We start from the raw sequence: 16,085 nt of genomic DNA on the forward strand, positions 1-16,085 counted from the left end.
AAATCCCATGCGCCCTGTTTGACAGCCGCCACCGCCGTGCCCACATCGCCATGACCGGTCAAAAAAAGCACCGGCCACGGGCAGCCCAGCGCCCTGAGCTGGGCAAAGGTGACACTGCCCGACAGCGGCGCCATGCGCATGTCGAGCAACACCACCGCCTCGCCCCAGTCCCCCTGCAAGGCACGCGCCGCCTCCAGAAACGACTGGCCGCCGTCCCAGCTGGCGCTGTTGAAACCACGCGAGTCAAACAGCCAGGCCAGGCCGTCACGGACGTCGGGGTCGTCGTCCACAATGTGCACACGGGGGTGGTTCATGGCAGCTCCTATCTTGTACGGGGTTTGGCCAGCGGCAGCTTCACGGTAAAACAGGCACCGCCCAGCAGCGGGTCGCGGCTCACCTCGATGCTGCCATGGTGCGCCTCCACGATCGAGCGGCAAATGGCCAGCCCCATGCCCATGCCGCCCTCCTTGCTGCTGACAAAGGCGTTGAAAATGGTGGCCCGGGCCTCATCGCTCACGCCCGGACCAGTGTCGGCCACGCTCAGCACGGCCATGCCCTGGTGCTGGTCCACGCGCAGCCCAACCCACACTTGCGCGCGCTGGCCGCCGTGGGGCGCCCAGTCTTGCGCATTGCCCACCAGGTTGTTGACCAGGTGCTCAAACAACAACTCGTCCACCTCCACCCAGACCGGCTGGTCGGGCAGCGCCCAGGCGGGAATGGTCGTTTTTTCATCGTCAAACAGCACCAGCACGCGCTGCAACAAAGCCACCATGTCCAGCCGCTGCGGTGACAGCTCGCGCTTGCGCGCAAACGCATTGACGCGCTGGATGATGCCGCCGGCCCGCTCAGCCAGCTGCGCCATGCGCGCCACCACCGGCAACAGCTCGACCAGGTCGATGTTGCCGTCATTGAGCCGGTTGAGCAGGCCATTGGCAAAGCTGATCAGTGCGCCCAACGGCTGGTTGAGTTCGTGCGCAAGGGTGGACGCCACCTCGCCCACCGCCACCAGTCGCCCGGAGGCTTCCAGCTTTTCCTGCTGCTGCGCCGCCATGCGCTGGCCGCGTTTGCGCTCGCTGATGTCGAGCACAGAGCTCATCCAGCCGATCTGCTCACCTTCAGCCGTGTTGAGCGGCGCTTCGTGAATCAGCACGTCAACCAGGTGGCCGTCCGAGTGCTGAAACTGCACCTCAACCCCTTCGCCGCTGGTGCCCTGCAACATGATGCCGTCGTGGACCCGCTGCAAGGCGTCGATTTGCTCGGCAGGCCAGTAAGGGAACGGAATGCTGCGGCCAATCAGCTCGGCCGCGCTGAAGCCCACCATGCGGCAAAAGGCATCGTTCACATACAAAATTTTGCCGCCCAGATCCCAGGCCCGCAGGCCAATGGTGACCGAGTTTTCCATGGCCGTGCGCAGCGCCACCTGGGCCTGCAGCAGGGCTTGCACCTGCTGGCGCTTCAAAATGTCGCGGCGCAGGGCATACAGGCTGACCAGCATGCCTGACAAAAACACCAATGCCACCAAAAAGAAAATACGCGGCACAGTGGCGGGCTGCTCCTGGGTCAGGGCCACTCGCACAAACAGGTCGGTGCCGGGCAGGTTCAAGCCCGCGCGGTAAACGGTTTCAACGGCCTCCATGGTTTCGGTGGTCAGCAATTCCACGCTGTGGTCCTGCATGAACCAGCCCGGCAGCAAGGCACGCAAGGCCCGGCTCAGGGAGATGGCCACCAGATAGTTGCCGGTAAATTGGCCACGGTCAAAAAACGGCACCGCCAGCCACACCACATCGGATGCCACACCGCCCTGGTCGAGCATCAAACCCGCATAGGCGGCGCGGCGCAATCCCCGGCTGGTGCTTTGCATCAGCGCCAGCGACTGGGCGTTTTCAGGGTGGGCGTCCCAGTCCACCGGCCAGCGCTCTGGACCCACGCGCGGGTCGTTCAGCTGCCCGGCCCCGATCCAGCCGCTCGACAAGATCACACCCGGTTCACGCCACAGCAGGCCGGCCTTCAGGTCCTGCGCCGGATCTGACAACGGGCCACCCAGGCCGGCACTTTGCTGCACCGCCTGGCGCGCCAGCACCAGCAAATCGTCTTCCAGCCGCCGAAAGTGAAACTGCACGCTTTGCTCCAGCCACTGGGCATCGGCAGCGCGGCGGCGCGCCGCTTCTTCTGCCTCAAAGTTGTTCAGGTAAAGCACCAGGGTGGCCACCGAACCCAGCAACAAGGCCAGCAGGCCCAGCAGCCACCAAAGCGCGCGCCGGTTGCGGCTGCCCGTGCGCGCGGCAGACTGTTGCAGCAGGGCAAAGTCAAACGACGCGTCGGCGGCGGAGGCATTGGTGGGAGTCATGGATAACCAGGTGGGTGCGTGGCCCGAATGATAGTCTTTGGTGTACCCTATCGGCCATCCATTACAACTATCGCCAGGAGGCTGCCATGCGTATTCGAAGTTTACTTTTGCTTTTGGTCATCACACTGATTGCCGCCTTCACGGTACTCAACTGGAGTGTCTTTCTGGCCAACACGACGCTGTCTTTCGGCATCGCCACGCTGCAGGCGCCTCTGGGTCTGATCATGCTGGGTTTGCTGATTTTTGTGGTGGCCTATTGCCTGGTGTACGTGCTTTACCTGCAGTCCAATGTGCTGATGGACACGCGCCGCAACGCCCGCGAACTCCAACTCAACCGCGAGTTGGCTGACAAGGCCGAAGCATCGCGCTTTACCGAACTGCGCGGTTTTCTTGAATCCGGCCTGAAGCAAAATGCCGAGCAGGACAAGGCGGCGCAGCAAGCGCTGGTGGCCCGACTGGACGCATTGGAAAACAGCTTGCGCACCAGCGTGGAGCAATCCGGTAATTCACTGAGCGCCTACATTGGCGAGTTGGAAGACCGGCTAAGCCCCCAGGGCACGGGTGCTACCCGTACCCTGTAAGCGCAGGCAAGCCCTCGCGTTACCCAAACCGCAGACCATCTCGCCATGAAAGCCGTTGTCACCACAGGTCAGGGTGACTATGAGAAGCTGGTTTATACCGACGTACCGCTGCCCAGTTTGGCGCCAGACGAGGTCCTGTTGCAGGTGCTGGCCTCCAGCGTCAACCACACCGACATCAATACCCGGGTGGGCTGGTATGGCGATGGCGGCTGGCAACACACCACCCCGTTCCCCCTGATTCAAGGCACTGACTGCTGTGGCCGGGTCCTGGCAGTGGCCAACCCCGATCACCAACACCTGATAGGGCTGCGCGTGCTGGTGCGCCCGTGCATGCGACCGCGGGGATTTGCCTCGATGGACAACGTCTGGCTGGGGTCTGACTTTGACGGCGCATTTGCCCAATTTGTCAAGGTGCCGGCCTCGGAGGTTTTTCCGGTGAACAGCGCGTGGAGCGATGCGGAACTTGGCACCATGCCTTGTGCTTTCGGTACCGCAGAAAACATGCTGCACCGTGCCAATCTGGTGGCCGGTGAACACGTGGTGGTCACAGGTGCCTCCGGCGGGGTGGGCTCGGCCGTGGTGCAACTGGCCAAACGCCGTGGGGCATTTGTCACCGCCATTTGCGGGCGCGCCAAGACGGCGCAGGTCGAAGCCTTGGGCGCCGACTGCGTGCTGGCTCGGGACGACGATGGTTTGGCAGCTTTGCCCGCACACATGGCTGATCTTGTGGTGGACAACGTGGCCGGACCTGGTTTTGCGCTGATGCTCACATTGATCAAAAGTGGCGGCCGCTACGTCACCTCCGGGGCCGTCGCCGGGGCACAAGTCAGCCTGGATTTACGCACCCTGTATCTGAACAACATCAGCCTGCTGGGCTGTACCGCTTGGGCTGAGCCGGTCTTTGCCAACCTGATCAGCTACATTGAGCGCGATGAGATTCGCCCCATGCTGGTCAAGACGTTTGCACTGCAAGACATGGCGCAAGCGCAACGCGAATTTCTCAATCAAACCCACGTGGGCAAATTCGCTCTGCTGCCGCCCCAGTGACGCGCGCGCACTTCAGATCGGTCTGGCCTCAGGCAGAGGGCTCGCGCGCGGTGTCGGCCGGCTCACCCCGTGGGTCAAGTTGCAACAACGCGGGCGAGCTGCTGCCCATGGCCCAATAGCCGTCTTTTTGACCGGGCTCGCCCCGATTTTTCGGTTTGGCATGGATAAAGTACACAATTGCCGCAGCCAGCGGCACCAGTACGCCGGTGAAATAAAGCAACAGGCTGCCCGGGCCCAGCCAGTCCATCAGCCCGCCGGCCAATGTAGGCCCCACGGTGGCACCCACACCGTGCAGCAGCAGCAGGCCACCTGTCACCTGCAACACCCGGCTGCGGTCGATCAGGTCGTTGACGTGCGCCACGCTCAAGCCATACACCGTGAAGGTCAGGCCGCCATAGACCACACCCAGGGCGATCAATGCCGCCTCGGATTTCAGCGCCAGATAAAACCCGGCCACAGCCACTGCTGCGCCAGCCACACATACCCAAAACAACACCCAGCGCCGGTCGTGCTTGTCAGACAAATGCCCCACTGGCCACTGAAACGCCGCCCCGCCCAGAATGGTGGCGGCCATGAACGTGGCAATGCCCAATTCGCTAAAGCCCACCCGCTGGCCGAACACATGTCCCAGGCTGTAAAAAGCGCCGGTCAACAAGCCCGACCCAACGGCACCGAGCACACCGATGGGGGATGTCGCATACAAGGCCAGCAAAGCCAACTTGGGAGCGGCTGTGGGCTTTGGCTCGGCCACTGGTGTCAGGGTGATCGGCAGCAAGGCAAACGAAAACATGATGGAGACCATCACAAATGGCACAAAGCCCAACCGGTCGCCCACCAGAATCAGCCAGTTGCCCAGCGCCATGGCGACGCCGCTGATGGCCATGTAGGCCGCAAACACCTTGCCGCGCTGGTGGCGTTGTGCCAGCACATTCAACCAACTCTCCACCACAATGTAGAGGCCAACCAGGCAGACACCCGTGACAAAGCGCAAGCCGCCCCAAAACCAGGGATTGAGCCACAGCGCATGCAAGAGCGGCACGGTGGAGGCGATGGACGCCATGGCGGCGAAGGCGCGAATATGCCCCACGCGCCGGATCACGGCGGGGCACCAGTAGGTGCCAAAAATGAAGCCGCCAAAATAGGCCGACATGATCAGGCCGGTGACCAGCACTGGAAAGTTGGCGGACCCAGCTTGGGCACCAATCACTGAAAACAGCAAACCGGTGCCCACCACCAGCAGGCCCACACCGCTCAGAAGCGACGCCAGTGACAGATACAAATTTCGCAAGGGAATTCCTAAAGTTGCGGGGCTGCTTGGAGCCAGTCGGCTGCCTTTGGCTTTGAGCAAGAGTGACTTTTTTTTGTCCTCGTTCGCAAAAAGCAATTGGCGCGACCAGAAGTGTCGGTCAATGACCAACGACTGAGTTTTCTATTTTTTTTGACATCGTATTCAAAAGCGGCGATAATACATTTGCTTAAATGTAATTATTTTTTACTTTTAAACACAGACACGGCCAGCTTTAGCCCCTTTTTTTCTGCACTTTTCCAAGTGCTTAAATCCCGGGTTTATGCCGCGCCGCTCTGCCACAAGTTGTGCCGAAATTGCCTTGAGTGTGCGCCAACAGACGGAGCGTTGGTATCAAAACCGTTTCACTTCGTGTCTGGGACCTCGGTTGCATTTCTTGCTGCGGCACACACTTTTTAATTTCATCAGGAGACTTCATGAAAAACTCGCCACAACTCGCATTGACCGTGCTTACTGCTGTCATCGTTTTAGCCGCCTGCAGCAAAAATGAGGAAACCACCGCGCCAGTGGCCGTGGCCCCGGGCACCGCAACGTCAACCACTCCTCAAGCTTGTGGCAAGGTGACGGTGGCCAACATGAACTGGCAGTCGGCCGAAGTGCTGGCCCACATTGACAAACTCATCATGAGCAAAGGTTACGGCTGTGAAGTTGAACTGGTGCCCGGCGACACCATGCCCACACTCACTGCCATGATGGAAAAAGGCAAGCCTGATGTGGCACCCGAAGCCTGGATCAACGCCGTGCGCCAGCCGCTTGACGCTGCTGTGAAAGAAGGCCGCCTGCACTATGCCGCCGAAGCGCTGACAGACGGCGGCGTGGAAGGCTGGTGGATCCCCAAGTACCTGGCCGAGGCCCACCCCGAGATCAAGACCATCGACGACGCCCTGAAGCAACCCAAACTGTTTCCGGCGCCTGAAGTCAAGGACCGGGGCGGCATTTACAACTGCCCGGCGGGCTGGAACTGCCAACTCACCACGGGCGCTGCCTTCAAGGCCTGGGGTGCTGCCAAAAAAGGCTTTGTACTGGTCAACACCGGTTCGGCCGCCGGGCTGGACGGCTCAATTGCCAAGGCCTATGAGCGCAAGCAGGGCTGGCTGGGTTACTACTGGGCGCCCACGTCAATCCTGGGCAAGTACGAGATGGTCAAGCTTGACGCGGGTGTGCCCTTTGACAAGGCAGGTTTTGAAGGCTGCAATACCAAGGCCGATTGCGACAAACCCGTCAAGACGGACTGGGCCAAAGCCGAGGTCTTTACCGTGATCACAGACCGCTTCAAGAAAGCCGGGGGCCCAGCCATCGGCTACCTGGAAGCACGCAGCTGGCGCAACGACACCGTCAACCAGTTGCTGGCCTGGATGAGCGACAACCAGGCCACCGGTGAAGACGGTGCCAAGTACTTTTTGAAATCGCAGCCCGAGATCTGGACCACTTGGGTCAGTCCCGAGGTGGCCGAAAAAGTCAAAGCCAGTCTTTAAGCGCCATGAGCACCCTGATCGAATTCCCCACCATGGGCGCCGAGCAGCTTAGCAGCCTGCGGCGCTTCATTGACGGCGGTTTCAGGACTTTTTCCCGCGAGTACGGCGAAACGCTGGAACGCCTGTTTGACCCGCTGCGCGATTTCCTGATCTTTTCGGAGCGCCTCATGACCCAGTCACCCTGGCCGGTGGTCATCGGCGCGATTGCACTGGTGGCCTGGCTGGCCTCGCGCTCCTGGAAAATCACACTCGGCACGGTGCTCACCTTGCTTGCCATTGGTTACTTTGGCATGTGGATCGACACCATGAAGACGATCTCGATGATCTTTGTCTGCACCGTGGTGGCGCTGGCCGTGGGCCTGCCCATTGGCATTGCCATGAGCCGCTGGGATCGGTTGCAGCGCGCCATCAACCCAGCCCTGGACGTGATGCAAACCATGCCGAGTTTTGTCTACCTGATTCCGGTGGTGATGCTGCTGGGCATTGGTCGGGTGGCGGGCATGATCGCGGTGGTGGTGTATGCCATTCCGCCGGTGATCCGCTTCACCAACCTGGGTATCCGGCTGGTCAGCACCGACCTGCTCGAAGCCGCTGACGCCTTTGGCGCCTCGATGTGGCAAAAAATGTTCAAGGTGCAACTGCCGCTGGCGCTGCCGACCATCATGGCCGGCATCAACCAGACCATCATGCTGTCGCTGGCGATGGTGGTGATTGCCTCGATGATTGGCGTGCAGGGCCTGGGCCAACCGGTGCTCAAGGCCATCGCCAACCAGTACTTCACCATGGGCATGTTCAACGGCCTGGCCATTGTCGGCATTGCGATCATTTTTGACCGCGTGTCGCAAACCTATGGCAAGCGCCTGCAGAAACACCTGGAGGTGGTGCATGGCTGAGGACCTGACCCCCACATCCGCCGCCAGAGCCGGGTCGGACAGCGTGCCGAGCAATGCGGTCAACATCTCGATCAAGCACCTGTACAAGATCTTCGGCCCCAACCCCTCGAAGCACTTGGCTGCCGTGCAACAAGGCATGAGCAAGCAGGAACTGCGTGACGTGCACGGCCATGTGCTGGGCCTGCGCGATATCAACATCGACATGCCCGGCGGCGGCATTCAGGTGGTGATGGGCTTGTCAGGCTCGGGCAAAAGCACCCTGATCCGGCACATCAACCGCCTGATCGAACCCACCGCCGGCGAGCTCTGGGCCGGTGATCAAAATGTGATCGCCATGAACCCGCGCGAGCTGCGCCACTTCCGGCGCGAACGCACCGCCATGGTGTTCCAGAACTTTGCTCTGTTTCCGCACCTGACGGTGCAGGAAAACACCGAATACGGCCTGCAGGTGCAGCACGTCCAGCACAAAAAACGCAGTGAGGCCGCGGCGCGCTGGATCGAGCGCGTGGGCCTCAAAGGCTACGAAGACAGCTACCCCAACCAGCTCTCGGGCGGCATGCAGCAGCGCGTGGGCCTGGCCCGCGCACTGACCAACGACGCGCCCATTTTGCTGATGGACGAAGCTTTTTCGGCGCTCGACCCGATGATCCGCAGCGACATGCAGTCGGTGCTGCTGGACTTGCAGCAGGAGCTGGGCAAGACCATTGTTTTCATCACCCACGACCTCGAAGAAGCGCTGCGCCTGGGCGACCGCATTGCCATCCTGCGCGACGGCGAAGTCATCCAGCAGGGCACCGGGCAGCAGATCGTACTCAAGCCCGCAGACGACTACATCAGCAGCTTCATCAAGGACGTGAACCGCGGCCGCGTCATCCGCTGCCGCACGCTGATGACCCCCGGCATCACGGTGGACGGCCCCAGCGTGGATGCCAGCATGGTGCTCGAAGAAGTGGCACGCGTGCTCAGCGCCGAGGGCAAGGACGCCGCCAACGTGACCAACAGCCGCGGCAAGTTGCTGGGCAGCATCACGATGAACGACCTGATTGCCGCCATGGTGCCGCCCAAGGCGGAAGAGGCCACGTAAACCGCGCCTTTCTATCGCATCACTCGCACGAGTGACGCCTGCATGTCTCACATGGCAAAGGTCACCTGGATGCCATGCAACTTAAAGCAAAGGACTCTCATGTTGAATTTAGGAAAATGGGCACGCGCACTGGCGGCACTCACGCTGGTGGCGTCAACGGCAGCACTGCAAGCTCGCGAGATGGTGAGCGTCGACAGAACAGAGATCAACATGCGCGCAGGTGCCGGCACGCAAACCGCCGCGTTGTGGACACTCACCCGGGGCTACCCGCTGGAGGTGACGGGCCGCCAGGGTCAATGGCTCAAGGTGCGTGACTTCGAAAACGACACCGGCTGGGTGTTCCGCCCGCTGGTGGGCAAAACGCCCCATGTGGTGGTCAAGTCGCGCGTGGCCAATGTGCGCAGTGCACCCGGTACCCGCAGTCGCATTCTTGGCAAGGCGGATCACGGCGAGGTGCTGCGCACACTGGAACACCGCAACGACTGGGTCAGGGTGCAGCGCGAGGGCGGCCTGAAGGGCTGGATCGCGCGCCGACTGCTGTGGGGCTGGTAAACGCATGTTTCGACAACTCATCGACAACAACACCCTCAACGACTGGACCTACGCCGCTCTGGCAGCGGCTGCTTTCATGCTGCTGCTGCTGGCCCTGCGCTGGCTGGTGTTGCACTACCTGAAGCGGGTTGCCAAAAGCACCGAGACCGTCATTGACGACTTTCTCCTCGACGTGCTGTCAGCCACGCGCGTCCTGCTGGTAACCGCCATTGGCCTGTACCTGGGCAGCCATTTTCTGACCCTGCCGGCATCACTGGAAAAGTGGGTGGACCGCATCTTCATCATCGCGCTGATCCTGCAGGTGGGTTTCTGGGCCTCGCGCGGGCTGATTTTCTGGTTGCGCAACCACTTCGCGCAGGGCGAAGAAGTAGACCAGGGCGCGCGCACCATGACGCTGTCACTGCTGTCATTTTTGGGCCGGGTGGTGGTCTGGGTGCTGGTGCTGCTGTCGATGCTGGACAACCTGGGCATCAACGTCACAGCGCTGGTGGCGAGCCTGGGCATTGGCGGCATTGCCATCGCCCTGGCGGCGCAAAATATTTTGGGTGACCTGTTTGCCTCGCTCACCATTGCCATTGACAAACCGTTTGTCATCGGCGACTTCATCATTCTGGGCAGCGAGATGGGCACCGTGGAACATGTGGGCCTGAAAACCACGCGCCTGCGCAGCCTCAGTGGCGAGCAAATCATCATGTCCAACAACGACTTGCTGCAAAGCCGCATCCACAACTACAAACGCATGGACGAGCGCCGCGCCTTGTTTGCCATCGGCGTCACCTACGACACCCCTGCAGAAAAACTTGAGCTGATCCCCAAGCTCATCGAGCAAGCCGTGACAGCACAAACCGATGCCCGTTTTGACCGCGCGCACTTCAAGAGCTTTGGCGCCTTTTCGCTTGACTTCGAGGCCGTGTACTACGTGCGCAAACCCGACTACAACGTGTTCATGGATGTGCAGCAGGCCATCAATCTGCAACTGGTGCGCAGCTTTGCCGAGCACAGCATTGAGTTTGCTTTCCCGACCCAGACCTTGCACCTGAACCACAGCGCCATACCGGGCCTGCCAAATCGGCCTGATACGCAGCCTGAAGCAGCAACAGAGACTTCGTCACTGCCAGCGTAGCGCGGCAGTCCATGCAGTTTGGGCTCACGGATTGCCTGGGCCAGTGGCACACCCGCATAATCACGTACTGTGAACATCCCCGCCCGGTCTGGATCTGTCAGTCGCCGAACCTGGCTTGCCGCCCTGGCAGGCAGCGCGGCCCTGCCAGGCGTTTCTGGCGCGACGACCCGCCCTGATATCACCCTGCGCTTCTCGCATGTGGTGGCCGAGGAAACGCCCAAGGGCCTGGCCGCCAACCGCTTCAAGGTGCTGGTCGAGCAGCGCAGTGGCGGGCGCATTGGCGTGCAGGTATTTCCCAACGGACAGCTGTATGGCGACCACGACGAAATGCAGGCGCTGGAGCTGGGCGCGGTGGATCTGGTAGCCCCCTCGTTGTCCAAGTTTGGCCGCATCGGCCTGCCCGAGTTCGAGCTGTTTGACCTGCCGTTTTTGTTTGACGATCTGAACGCGGTGCGGCGCATCACCCAGGGGCCGCTGGGGCAAAAGCTGCTGCAAGCTTTGCCGCGCCAGGGCCTGGTGGGCCTGGGGTATTTTGACAACGGCTTCAAGCAGATGAGCGCCAACAGGCCGCTGCTGGAGCCCGGGGATTTTGTGGGCTTGCGCATGCGGGTGCAGGCCTCGCGGGTGATCGCTGCGCAAATGCGGGCCCTGGGCGCGCAGCCGGTGACGCTGGCTTTCAGCGAAACCCGCCTCGCCCTGGCCGCCGGCGTTGTGGATGGCACCGAAAACCCGGTGTCCAACTTCTGGACCCAGGCCATGCACGAGGCGCAGACCGACCTGAGCCTGACCAACCACGGCTACCTGGGCTACGCGGTGGTCACCAACGAGCGTTTCTGGCAACACCTGCAGCCCGCTGACCGCACCCTGATCAACCAGGCGCTGCAGGAGTCGCTGGCCTTTGCCAACCAGATTGCCGACACCCAGAACGACCAGGCACTGCAAGCCTTGCGCCAGGCGGGCACCACGCGCATTCACAGCCTCAACAGCGGTCAACGCGAGCGGCTGCGTCAGGCCGTGCAACCGGTGCAACAGCAACTGGCCCGCCGCATCGGGCCCCGCTGGATGAAGGATCTGCAGCAGGCGTTACGGCAGGCCTGAACCGAATTTCAGGGTAAACCCTAGCTGTTGAACGCCACAGTTGTCGCAGCAGGCGCAGGTATTTACAGTTCAGGCGTCGTTCAAGACATCCAACTACTCGAGGAGACTCTCATGAAATTGAAACTGGTTGCGGCTGGCGTTTTATTGGCCTTCGGTTTGGGCGCGCAAGCTGCCCCGCTCATCATCAAATACAGCCACGTGGTGGCCGACGTGACACCCAAGGGCCAGGCCGCCCTGAAGTTCAAGGAACTGGCCGAGAAAAAGTTGCCCGGCAAGGTCGAGATTCAGGTGTTCCCCAACAGCCAGTTGTTTGGCGACGGCAAGGAAATGGAAGCCCTGTTGCTCGGCGACGTGCAGATTTTGGCACCTTCGCTGGCCAAGTTTGGCAAGTACACCAAACAGATCCAGATCTTCGACTTGCCCTTCCTGTTCACCGACATCCAGGCGGTGGACCGTTTTCAGGCCAGCCCGGCAGGTCAGGGCTTGCTGAACTCCATGGAGAAGAAAGGCATCAAGGGCTTTGGCTTTTTGCACAACGGCATGAAGCAGCTCTCGGCCAACAAGCCTTTGGGTATGCCGACTGATGCCAAGGGTCTGAAGTTCCGCATTCAGGCGTCTGACGTGCTCGACGCGCAGTTCCATGCCGTGGGCGCCAACCCGCAAAAGCTGGCCTTTGCCGAGGTCTATCAGGCCCTGCAAACCGGCGTGGTGGATGGCACCGAAAACCCCTGGTCCAACATCTACAGCAAGAAGTTCCACGAGGTGCAAAAGTACATCATGGACAGCAACCATGGCGTGCTCGACTACATGGTGATCGGCAACGCCAAATGGTGGGCTGGCCTGCCGCCCGACATCCAGAAGGGTCTCACCGAGGCCATGGTGGAGTCCATCAAGTTTGGCAACAAGGTGGCGTTTGATGAAGACGTGGTTTTCCGCAAAAAAGTGATCGACGACAACAAGGCCAAGGTCCTGCCCATGAGCAAGGAGCACCTGACCGCCTGGCGCACCGCCATGCAGCCGGTGTGGAAGAAATTTGAAAGCGACATTGGCAAAGACCTGCTCGACGCCGCGCTCAAGGCCAACAAGTAAACCGCTGCCTTAAATTGACGCCAACACCCCGGGCCTGCCCGGGGTTTTTTTGGAGTATTCCATGAAGATTATTGATCACCTGGAAGAGTGGATCATCGGGCTGATGCTGGCCGCCATGACCGGTCTGACCTTTTTGCAAGTGGTGATGCGTTATGTGTTCAACAGCGGTTTTTCGTGGGCGCTGGAGCTCACCACCGTGTTTTTTGCCTTCATGATTTTTGTCGGCATCTCCTACGGGGTGCGCGTCGGTTCGCACATCGGGGTGGATGCGCTGGTGAAGATGATGCCGCACAACACCCGGCGCAATGTGTCCATTCTGGCGGTGCTGTTGAGCCTGTTGTACGTGGGTTTGGTGCTCACCGGCTCCACCATCTATGTGCTGAAAATGAAAGAAGTCGGTATTGAATTTGAAGACATGCCGATTGAACGCTGGATGGTGCTGATCATCATGCCGATCGGTTTTTTGCTCACCGGCTGGCGCTTCGCGCAAATCCTGGTCGGCCTGATCACCGGTAAGACCGACAGCCTGCGTCTGGCTGATGAGGCTGCTGAAGCCATGCGACTCAAATCTGAAGAGGCCCCATCATGAATACCCTTTTGCTATTTGCCGCCCTGTTTTTCTGCATGGCCATCGGCATGCCGATTGCCGTGAGCCTGGGGCTCTCAAGCCTGCTCACCATCTTCTTCTTCTCGCAGGATTCTCTGGCCTCAATGTCGATCAAGATGTTTGAGACCAGCGAGCACTACACGCTGATGTCGATCCCGTTCTTTGTGCTCGCCGGGGCGCTGATGAGCACCGGCGGCGTGGCCAAGCGCATGGTGGTGTTTGCCATTGCCGCGGTGGGTCACTTGCGTGGCGGGCTGGCCATTGCGTCGATTCTGGCGTGCATGCTGTTTGCGGCGGTGTCGGGTTCGAGCCCGGCCACGGTGGTGGCGATTGGCTCGATCGTGATTGCCGGCATGGTCAAAAACGGCTACCCAAAAGAGTTTGCCGCAGGTGTCATCTGCAATGCCGGCACGCTGGGTATTTTGATTCCGCCAAGCATCGTGATGGTGGTGTACGCCGCCGTGACCGAGGTGTCGGTGGGCCGCATGTTCATGGCCGGTGTCATTCCCGGCCTGATGCTGGGCTTCATGCTGATGCTGGCGGTGTATTGGCGCGCTGGCAAGCTCAAAATCAAACCACCCCCCAAGGCCAGTGTGGGTGAGGTGTTGGTGGCTTTCAAAGACTCCATGTGGGGCCTGGCGCTGCTGGTCATCATCATGGGCGGTATCTACGGCGGCATCTTCACGCCCACCGAGGCGGCAGCGGTGTCGGCGGTATATGCGCTGGTGGTGGCGGTGTTCATCTACAAAGACCTGGCACCCAAGCAAATCCCGCATGTGTTTCTCGAAGCCGGGCGCACCACGGTGATGCTGATGTTCATTGTGGCCAATGCGCTGCTGTTTGCCCATGTGCTCACCACCGAGCGCATTCCGCAAACCATTGCCGAGCAGATTGTCGGCATGGGCATGACGCCGTGGATGTTCCTGGCTGTGGTCAACATCATCCTGCTGGTGGCGGGCAACTTCATGGAGCCCACCGGCATCATTCTGATCCTGGCACCGATCTTCTTCCCCATTGCAACCCAGCTCGGCATTGACCCGATTCACCTGGGCATCATCATGGTGGTGAACATGGAGATTGGCATGGTGACACCGCCGGTGGGGCTGAACCTGTTTGTCACCAGCGGGGTCACCGGCATGAGCCTGGTGCAGGTGACCAGGGCAGCCTTGCCCTGGCTGTCGGTGTTGCTGATCTTTTTGGTGATGGTCACCTACATCCCGCAAATTTCACTGTTCTTGCCAGACCTGATTTTTGGCAAATAAGGCCGCAAGCCTGGTTGGCCAGCGCGGCGCTGGCGCCTGATCCCGCGACCGCCGCCGTGGCTTGACGCCGCTCGGCGGCAAACTCAGAGGCGGGCAGTGGAAGAAGTGGGGGCCAGGGGTGTACAGTTGAACTTGAGCTTGATTTAGGTCGGATAAAGCGACTCAAGTCATGCGGGAGCCCCCGGTGGCTGCCGAGTGGTCACCTTTGCCGGCGGCGCTGGCCCAATCTGACCAGTTGGACACCCGGCAAGGGCTGGCAGTGCTGCGCGGCAACACGCCCAAGTACCTGGCCCTGCTGCGCCAGCTTTCCGCCCAGCATGCAGACGATGGCCGGCGCTTGCGCACTGAACTGGCCGCCGGGCAAGCCGATGCCGGGGCACTTGAGGCCGCCCGATGCGCTGGGCGCTGAACTGGATGCGTTGCAAATGAGCCTGAGCGCGCTCGAGCAGATGCTGGCCACATTGCCCGAGGCACCCGCAGCGCCGGCAGTGGAAGCCTTTGACCGCGACAGCGTGCGCGCCGTGCTGGCCCAACTCGAGCCCCTGCTGGCCCGTTTTGACACCGCCTCAGCCGACTTGTTTGACACCCACCGCGCCGGCCTGCTGGCCGCTTTGGGCGCCGATGGGCAGACCCTGGCCAGGCAGTTGGCCAACTTTGACTACCCGGCAGCCCTGGAGACGGTAAAAAACGCCCGGCTTACAAAAGGCCAGGTTGCCTCATAAAACCCGGCACCTCATTTAGGCCGGATCTGCCACATATGGGTTGCTGCGCCGCTCGCGCCCAAACGTGCTCTCGGGGCCGTGCCCGGGGATGAACACCGTGTCGTCACCCATCGGCCACAGGCGATTCTTGATGCTGGCAATCAGCGTGTCATGGTCACCCTGCGGAAAGTCGGTGCGGCCGATCGAACCGGCAAACAGCACATCACCCACAAAAGCCCGCCTGGCCTCGCTTGAGTAAAACACCACATGGCCCGGCGTGTGACCCGGGCAATGCCGCACCGCCAGCGTGCAGTTGCCCACGGTCACGGTGTCGCCGTCCTTGAGCCAGCGCGTTGGTGTGAAGGCCTTGGCCGGGGGAAAACCAAACATCTTGCTTTGCCCGGGCAGGCCGTCAATCCAGAACTGGTCAGCCGGATGCGGGCCAATAATGGGCAGATGCAAGCGCTCAGCCAGCTCGCCGGCGCCGCCCGCGTGGTCGATGTGGGCGTGGGTGAGCCAGATTTGTTCCAGCTTCAAACCCAGGTTTTCAGCCTGTTCGAGCAGCAGGTCGAGGTCGCCACCGGGGTCGATGACGGCCGCCTGCAGCGTTTGGTCGCACCAGACCAGCGAACAGTTTTGGGCAAAGGCGGTGACGGGCACGGTGAGGTAGCGAAACATGGTCTAGGCCCCCGGCTCGGTGCTGACCACCCGGTGCGCCACCAGGTCGAGCGCGGGCTTGGTGTTGCCCTGCTTGTCGGTCCAGACCTTGGGGTTGAGCGAGCCGGCGGCGGCCACCGAGTCGCCGTCACGCAGCGCCAGCAAGACGGTGCAGGGCGCGTCATCAAAGGCGATCAGGTTCACCATCAGGGGCTCACCCTCGCTGCCCTGCGCGCGCACCCGCGCCACCACGTAGGCGCTGT

General features: G+C 61.2%; 18 protein-coding genes. 13 read left to right on the plus strand and 5 right to left on the minus strand.

Features of this window, described 5'->3' with window-relative positions; translation table 11 throughout:
- Both GPS82_RS09245 and GPS82_RS09250 read right to left on the minus strand, forming a co-directional pair.
- Positions 1–314, minus strand: a 314-nt coding sequence (locus GPS82_RS09245) for a response regulator (protein ID WP_296493701.1), incomplete at its 3' end; no start/stop codon positions are given.
- A gap of 8 nt (positions 315–322) precedes the next feature.
- A complete protein-coding gene (locus GPS82_RS09250; RefSeq protein ID WP_296493704.1) occupies positions 323–2,347 on the minus strand; it encodes a PAS domain-containing sensor histidine kinase in 2,025 nt (674 codons plus the stop codon).
- Between the two features lie 86 nt (positions 2,348–2,433).
- Between GPS82_RS09250 and GPS82_RS09255 the strand changes: the two genes are divergently transcribed.
- Both GPS82_RS09255 and GPS82_RS09260 read left to right on the plus strand, forming a co-directional pair.
- A complete protein-coding gene (locus GPS82_RS09255) occupies positions 2,434–2,928 on the plus strand; it encodes a LapA family protein (RefSeq protein ID WP_296493706.1) in 495 nt (164 codons plus the stop codon).
- 45 nt (positions 2,929–2,973) lie between these two features.
- Positions 2,974–3,975 carry a zinc-binding dehydrogenase gene (locus GPS82_RS09260; protein ID WP_296493707.1) on the plus strand — a complete coding sequence of 334 codons (1,002 nt, stop codon included), beginning with the start codon at positions 2,974–2,976 and terminating at the stop codon, positions 3,973–3,975.
- Positions 3,976–4,003: 28 nt separating this feature from the next.
- Here GPS82_RS09260 and GPS82_RS09265 read toward each other — a convergent pair whose 3' ends face one another.
- Positions 4,004–5,263 (minus strand): MFS transporter, encoded by a 1,260-nt coding sequence (locus tag GPS82_RS09265; protein ID WP_296493710.1) that lies wholly within the window; start codon positions 5,261–5,263, stop codon positions 4,004–4,006.
- A 434-nt stretch (positions 5,264–5,697) separates the two neighbouring features.
- On the opposite strand from GPS82_RS09265, the gene GPS82_RS09270 reads away from it, so the two are divergent.
- The 11 genes from GPS82_RS09270 (at position 5,698) to GPS82_RS09320 (ending at position 15,186) form a co-directional block, all read left to right on the plus strand.
- Positions 5,698–6,756, plus strand: a complete 1,059-nt coding sequence (locus GPS82_RS09270) for an ABC transporter substrate-binding protein (RefSeq protein ID WP_296493712.1) — start codon at positions 5,698–5,700, stop codon at positions 6,754–6,756.
- Between the two features lie 5 nt (positions 6,757–6,761).
- The gene (locus tag GPS82_RS09275) at positions 6,762–7,649 is read left to right on the plus strand and encodes a proline/glycine betaine ABC transporter permease (RefSeq protein ID WP_296493714.1); all 888 of its coding nucleotides are present in this window, start codon (positions 6,762–6,764) and stop codon (positions 7,647–7,649) included.
- Positions 7,642–8,733: a glycine betaine/L-proline ABC transporter ATP-binding protein gene (locus GPS82_RS09280; RefSeq protein ID WP_296493717.1), complete on the plus strand. Its 1,092-nt coding sequence runs from the start codon at positions 7,642–7,644 to the stop codon at positions 8,731–8,733. The genes GPS82_RS09275 and GPS82_RS09280 overlap by 8 nt, the downstream gene beginning before the upstream one ends.
- Positions 8,734–8,832: 99 nt before the next feature.
- On the plus strand, positions 8,833–9,285 hold the full coding sequence (locus tag GPS82_RS09285; RefSeq protein ID WP_296493720.1) for an SH3 domain-containing protein: 453 nt from the start codon (positions 8,833–8,835) through the stop codon (positions 9,283–9,285).
- Between the two features lie 4 nt (positions 9,286–9,289).
- Positions 9,290–10,408 carry a mechanosensitive ion channel family protein gene (locus GPS82_RS09290; RefSeq protein ID WP_296493722.1) on the plus strand — a complete coding sequence of 373 codons (1,119 nt, stop codon included), beginning with the start codon at positions 9,290–9,292 and terminating at the stop codon, positions 10,406–10,408.
- A gap of 69 nt (positions 10,409–10,477) precedes the next feature.
- A complete protein-coding gene (locus GPS82_RS09295; protein WP_296493725.1) occupies positions 10,478–11,506 on the plus strand; it encodes a TRAP transporter substrate-binding protein in 1,029 nt (342 codons plus the stop codon).
- A gap of 111 nt (positions 11,507–11,617) precedes the next feature.
- Entirely contained in the window at positions 11,618–12,595 is a 978-nt protein-coding gene (locus GPS82_RS09300) for a TRAP transporter substrate-binding protein (protein WP_296493727.1), read from the plus strand.
- Between the two features lie 61 nt (positions 12,596–12,656).
- Positions 12,657–13,184, plus strand: a complete 528-nt coding sequence (locus tag GPS82_RS09305) for a TRAP transporter small permease (RefSeq protein WP_296493730.1) — start codon at positions 12,657–12,659, stop codon at positions 13,182–13,184.
- The gene (locus tag GPS82_RS09310; protein ID WP_296493731.1) at positions 13,181–14,464 is read left to right on the plus strand and encodes a TRAP transporter large permease subunit; all 1,284 of its coding nucleotides are present in this window, start codon (positions 13,181–13,183) and stop codon (positions 14,462–14,464) included. The genes GPS82_RS09305 and GPS82_RS09310 overlap by 4 nt, the downstream gene beginning before the upstream one ends.
- 169 nt (positions 14,465–14,633) lie before the next feature.
- Positions 14,634–14,873 (plus strand): hypothetical protein, encoded by a 240-nt coding sequence (locus GPS82_RS09315; protein WP_296493733.1) that lies wholly within the window; start codon positions 14,634–14,636, stop codon positions 14,871–14,873.
- Entirely contained in the window at positions 14,845–15,186 is a 342-nt protein-coding gene (locus GPS82_RS09320; RefSeq protein ID WP_296493735.1) for a hypothetical protein, read from the plus strand. Before GPS82_RS09315 ends, GPS82_RS09320 begins: the two co-directional genes overlap by 29 nt.
- Before the next feature lie 15 nt (positions 15,187–15,201).
- On the opposite strand, the gene GPS82_RS09325 is transcribed toward GPS82_RS09320, so the two are convergent.
- Together GPS82_RS09325 and GPS82_RS09330 are read right to left on the minus strand one after the other, a co-directional pair.
- Positions 15,202–15,843 carry an MBL fold metallo-hydrolase gene (locus tag GPS82_RS09325; RefSeq protein ID WP_296493737.1) on the minus strand — a complete coding sequence of 214 codons (642 nt, stop codon included), beginning with the start codon at positions 15,841–15,843 and terminating at the stop codon, positions 15,202–15,204.
- Positions 15,844–15,846: 3 nt separating this feature from the next.
- A partial coding sequence (locus tag GPS82_RS09330; protein WP_296493740.1) for a single-stranded DNA-binding protein occupies positions 15,847–16,085 on the minus strand: 239 nt, incomplete at its 5' end.

Origin of the sequence: Rhodoferax sp. (assembly GCF_011391645.1) — a bacterium.
Classification (GTDB): domain Bacteria; phylum Pseudomonadota; class Gammaproteobacteria; order Burkholderiales; family Burkholderiaceae_C; genus Rhodoferax.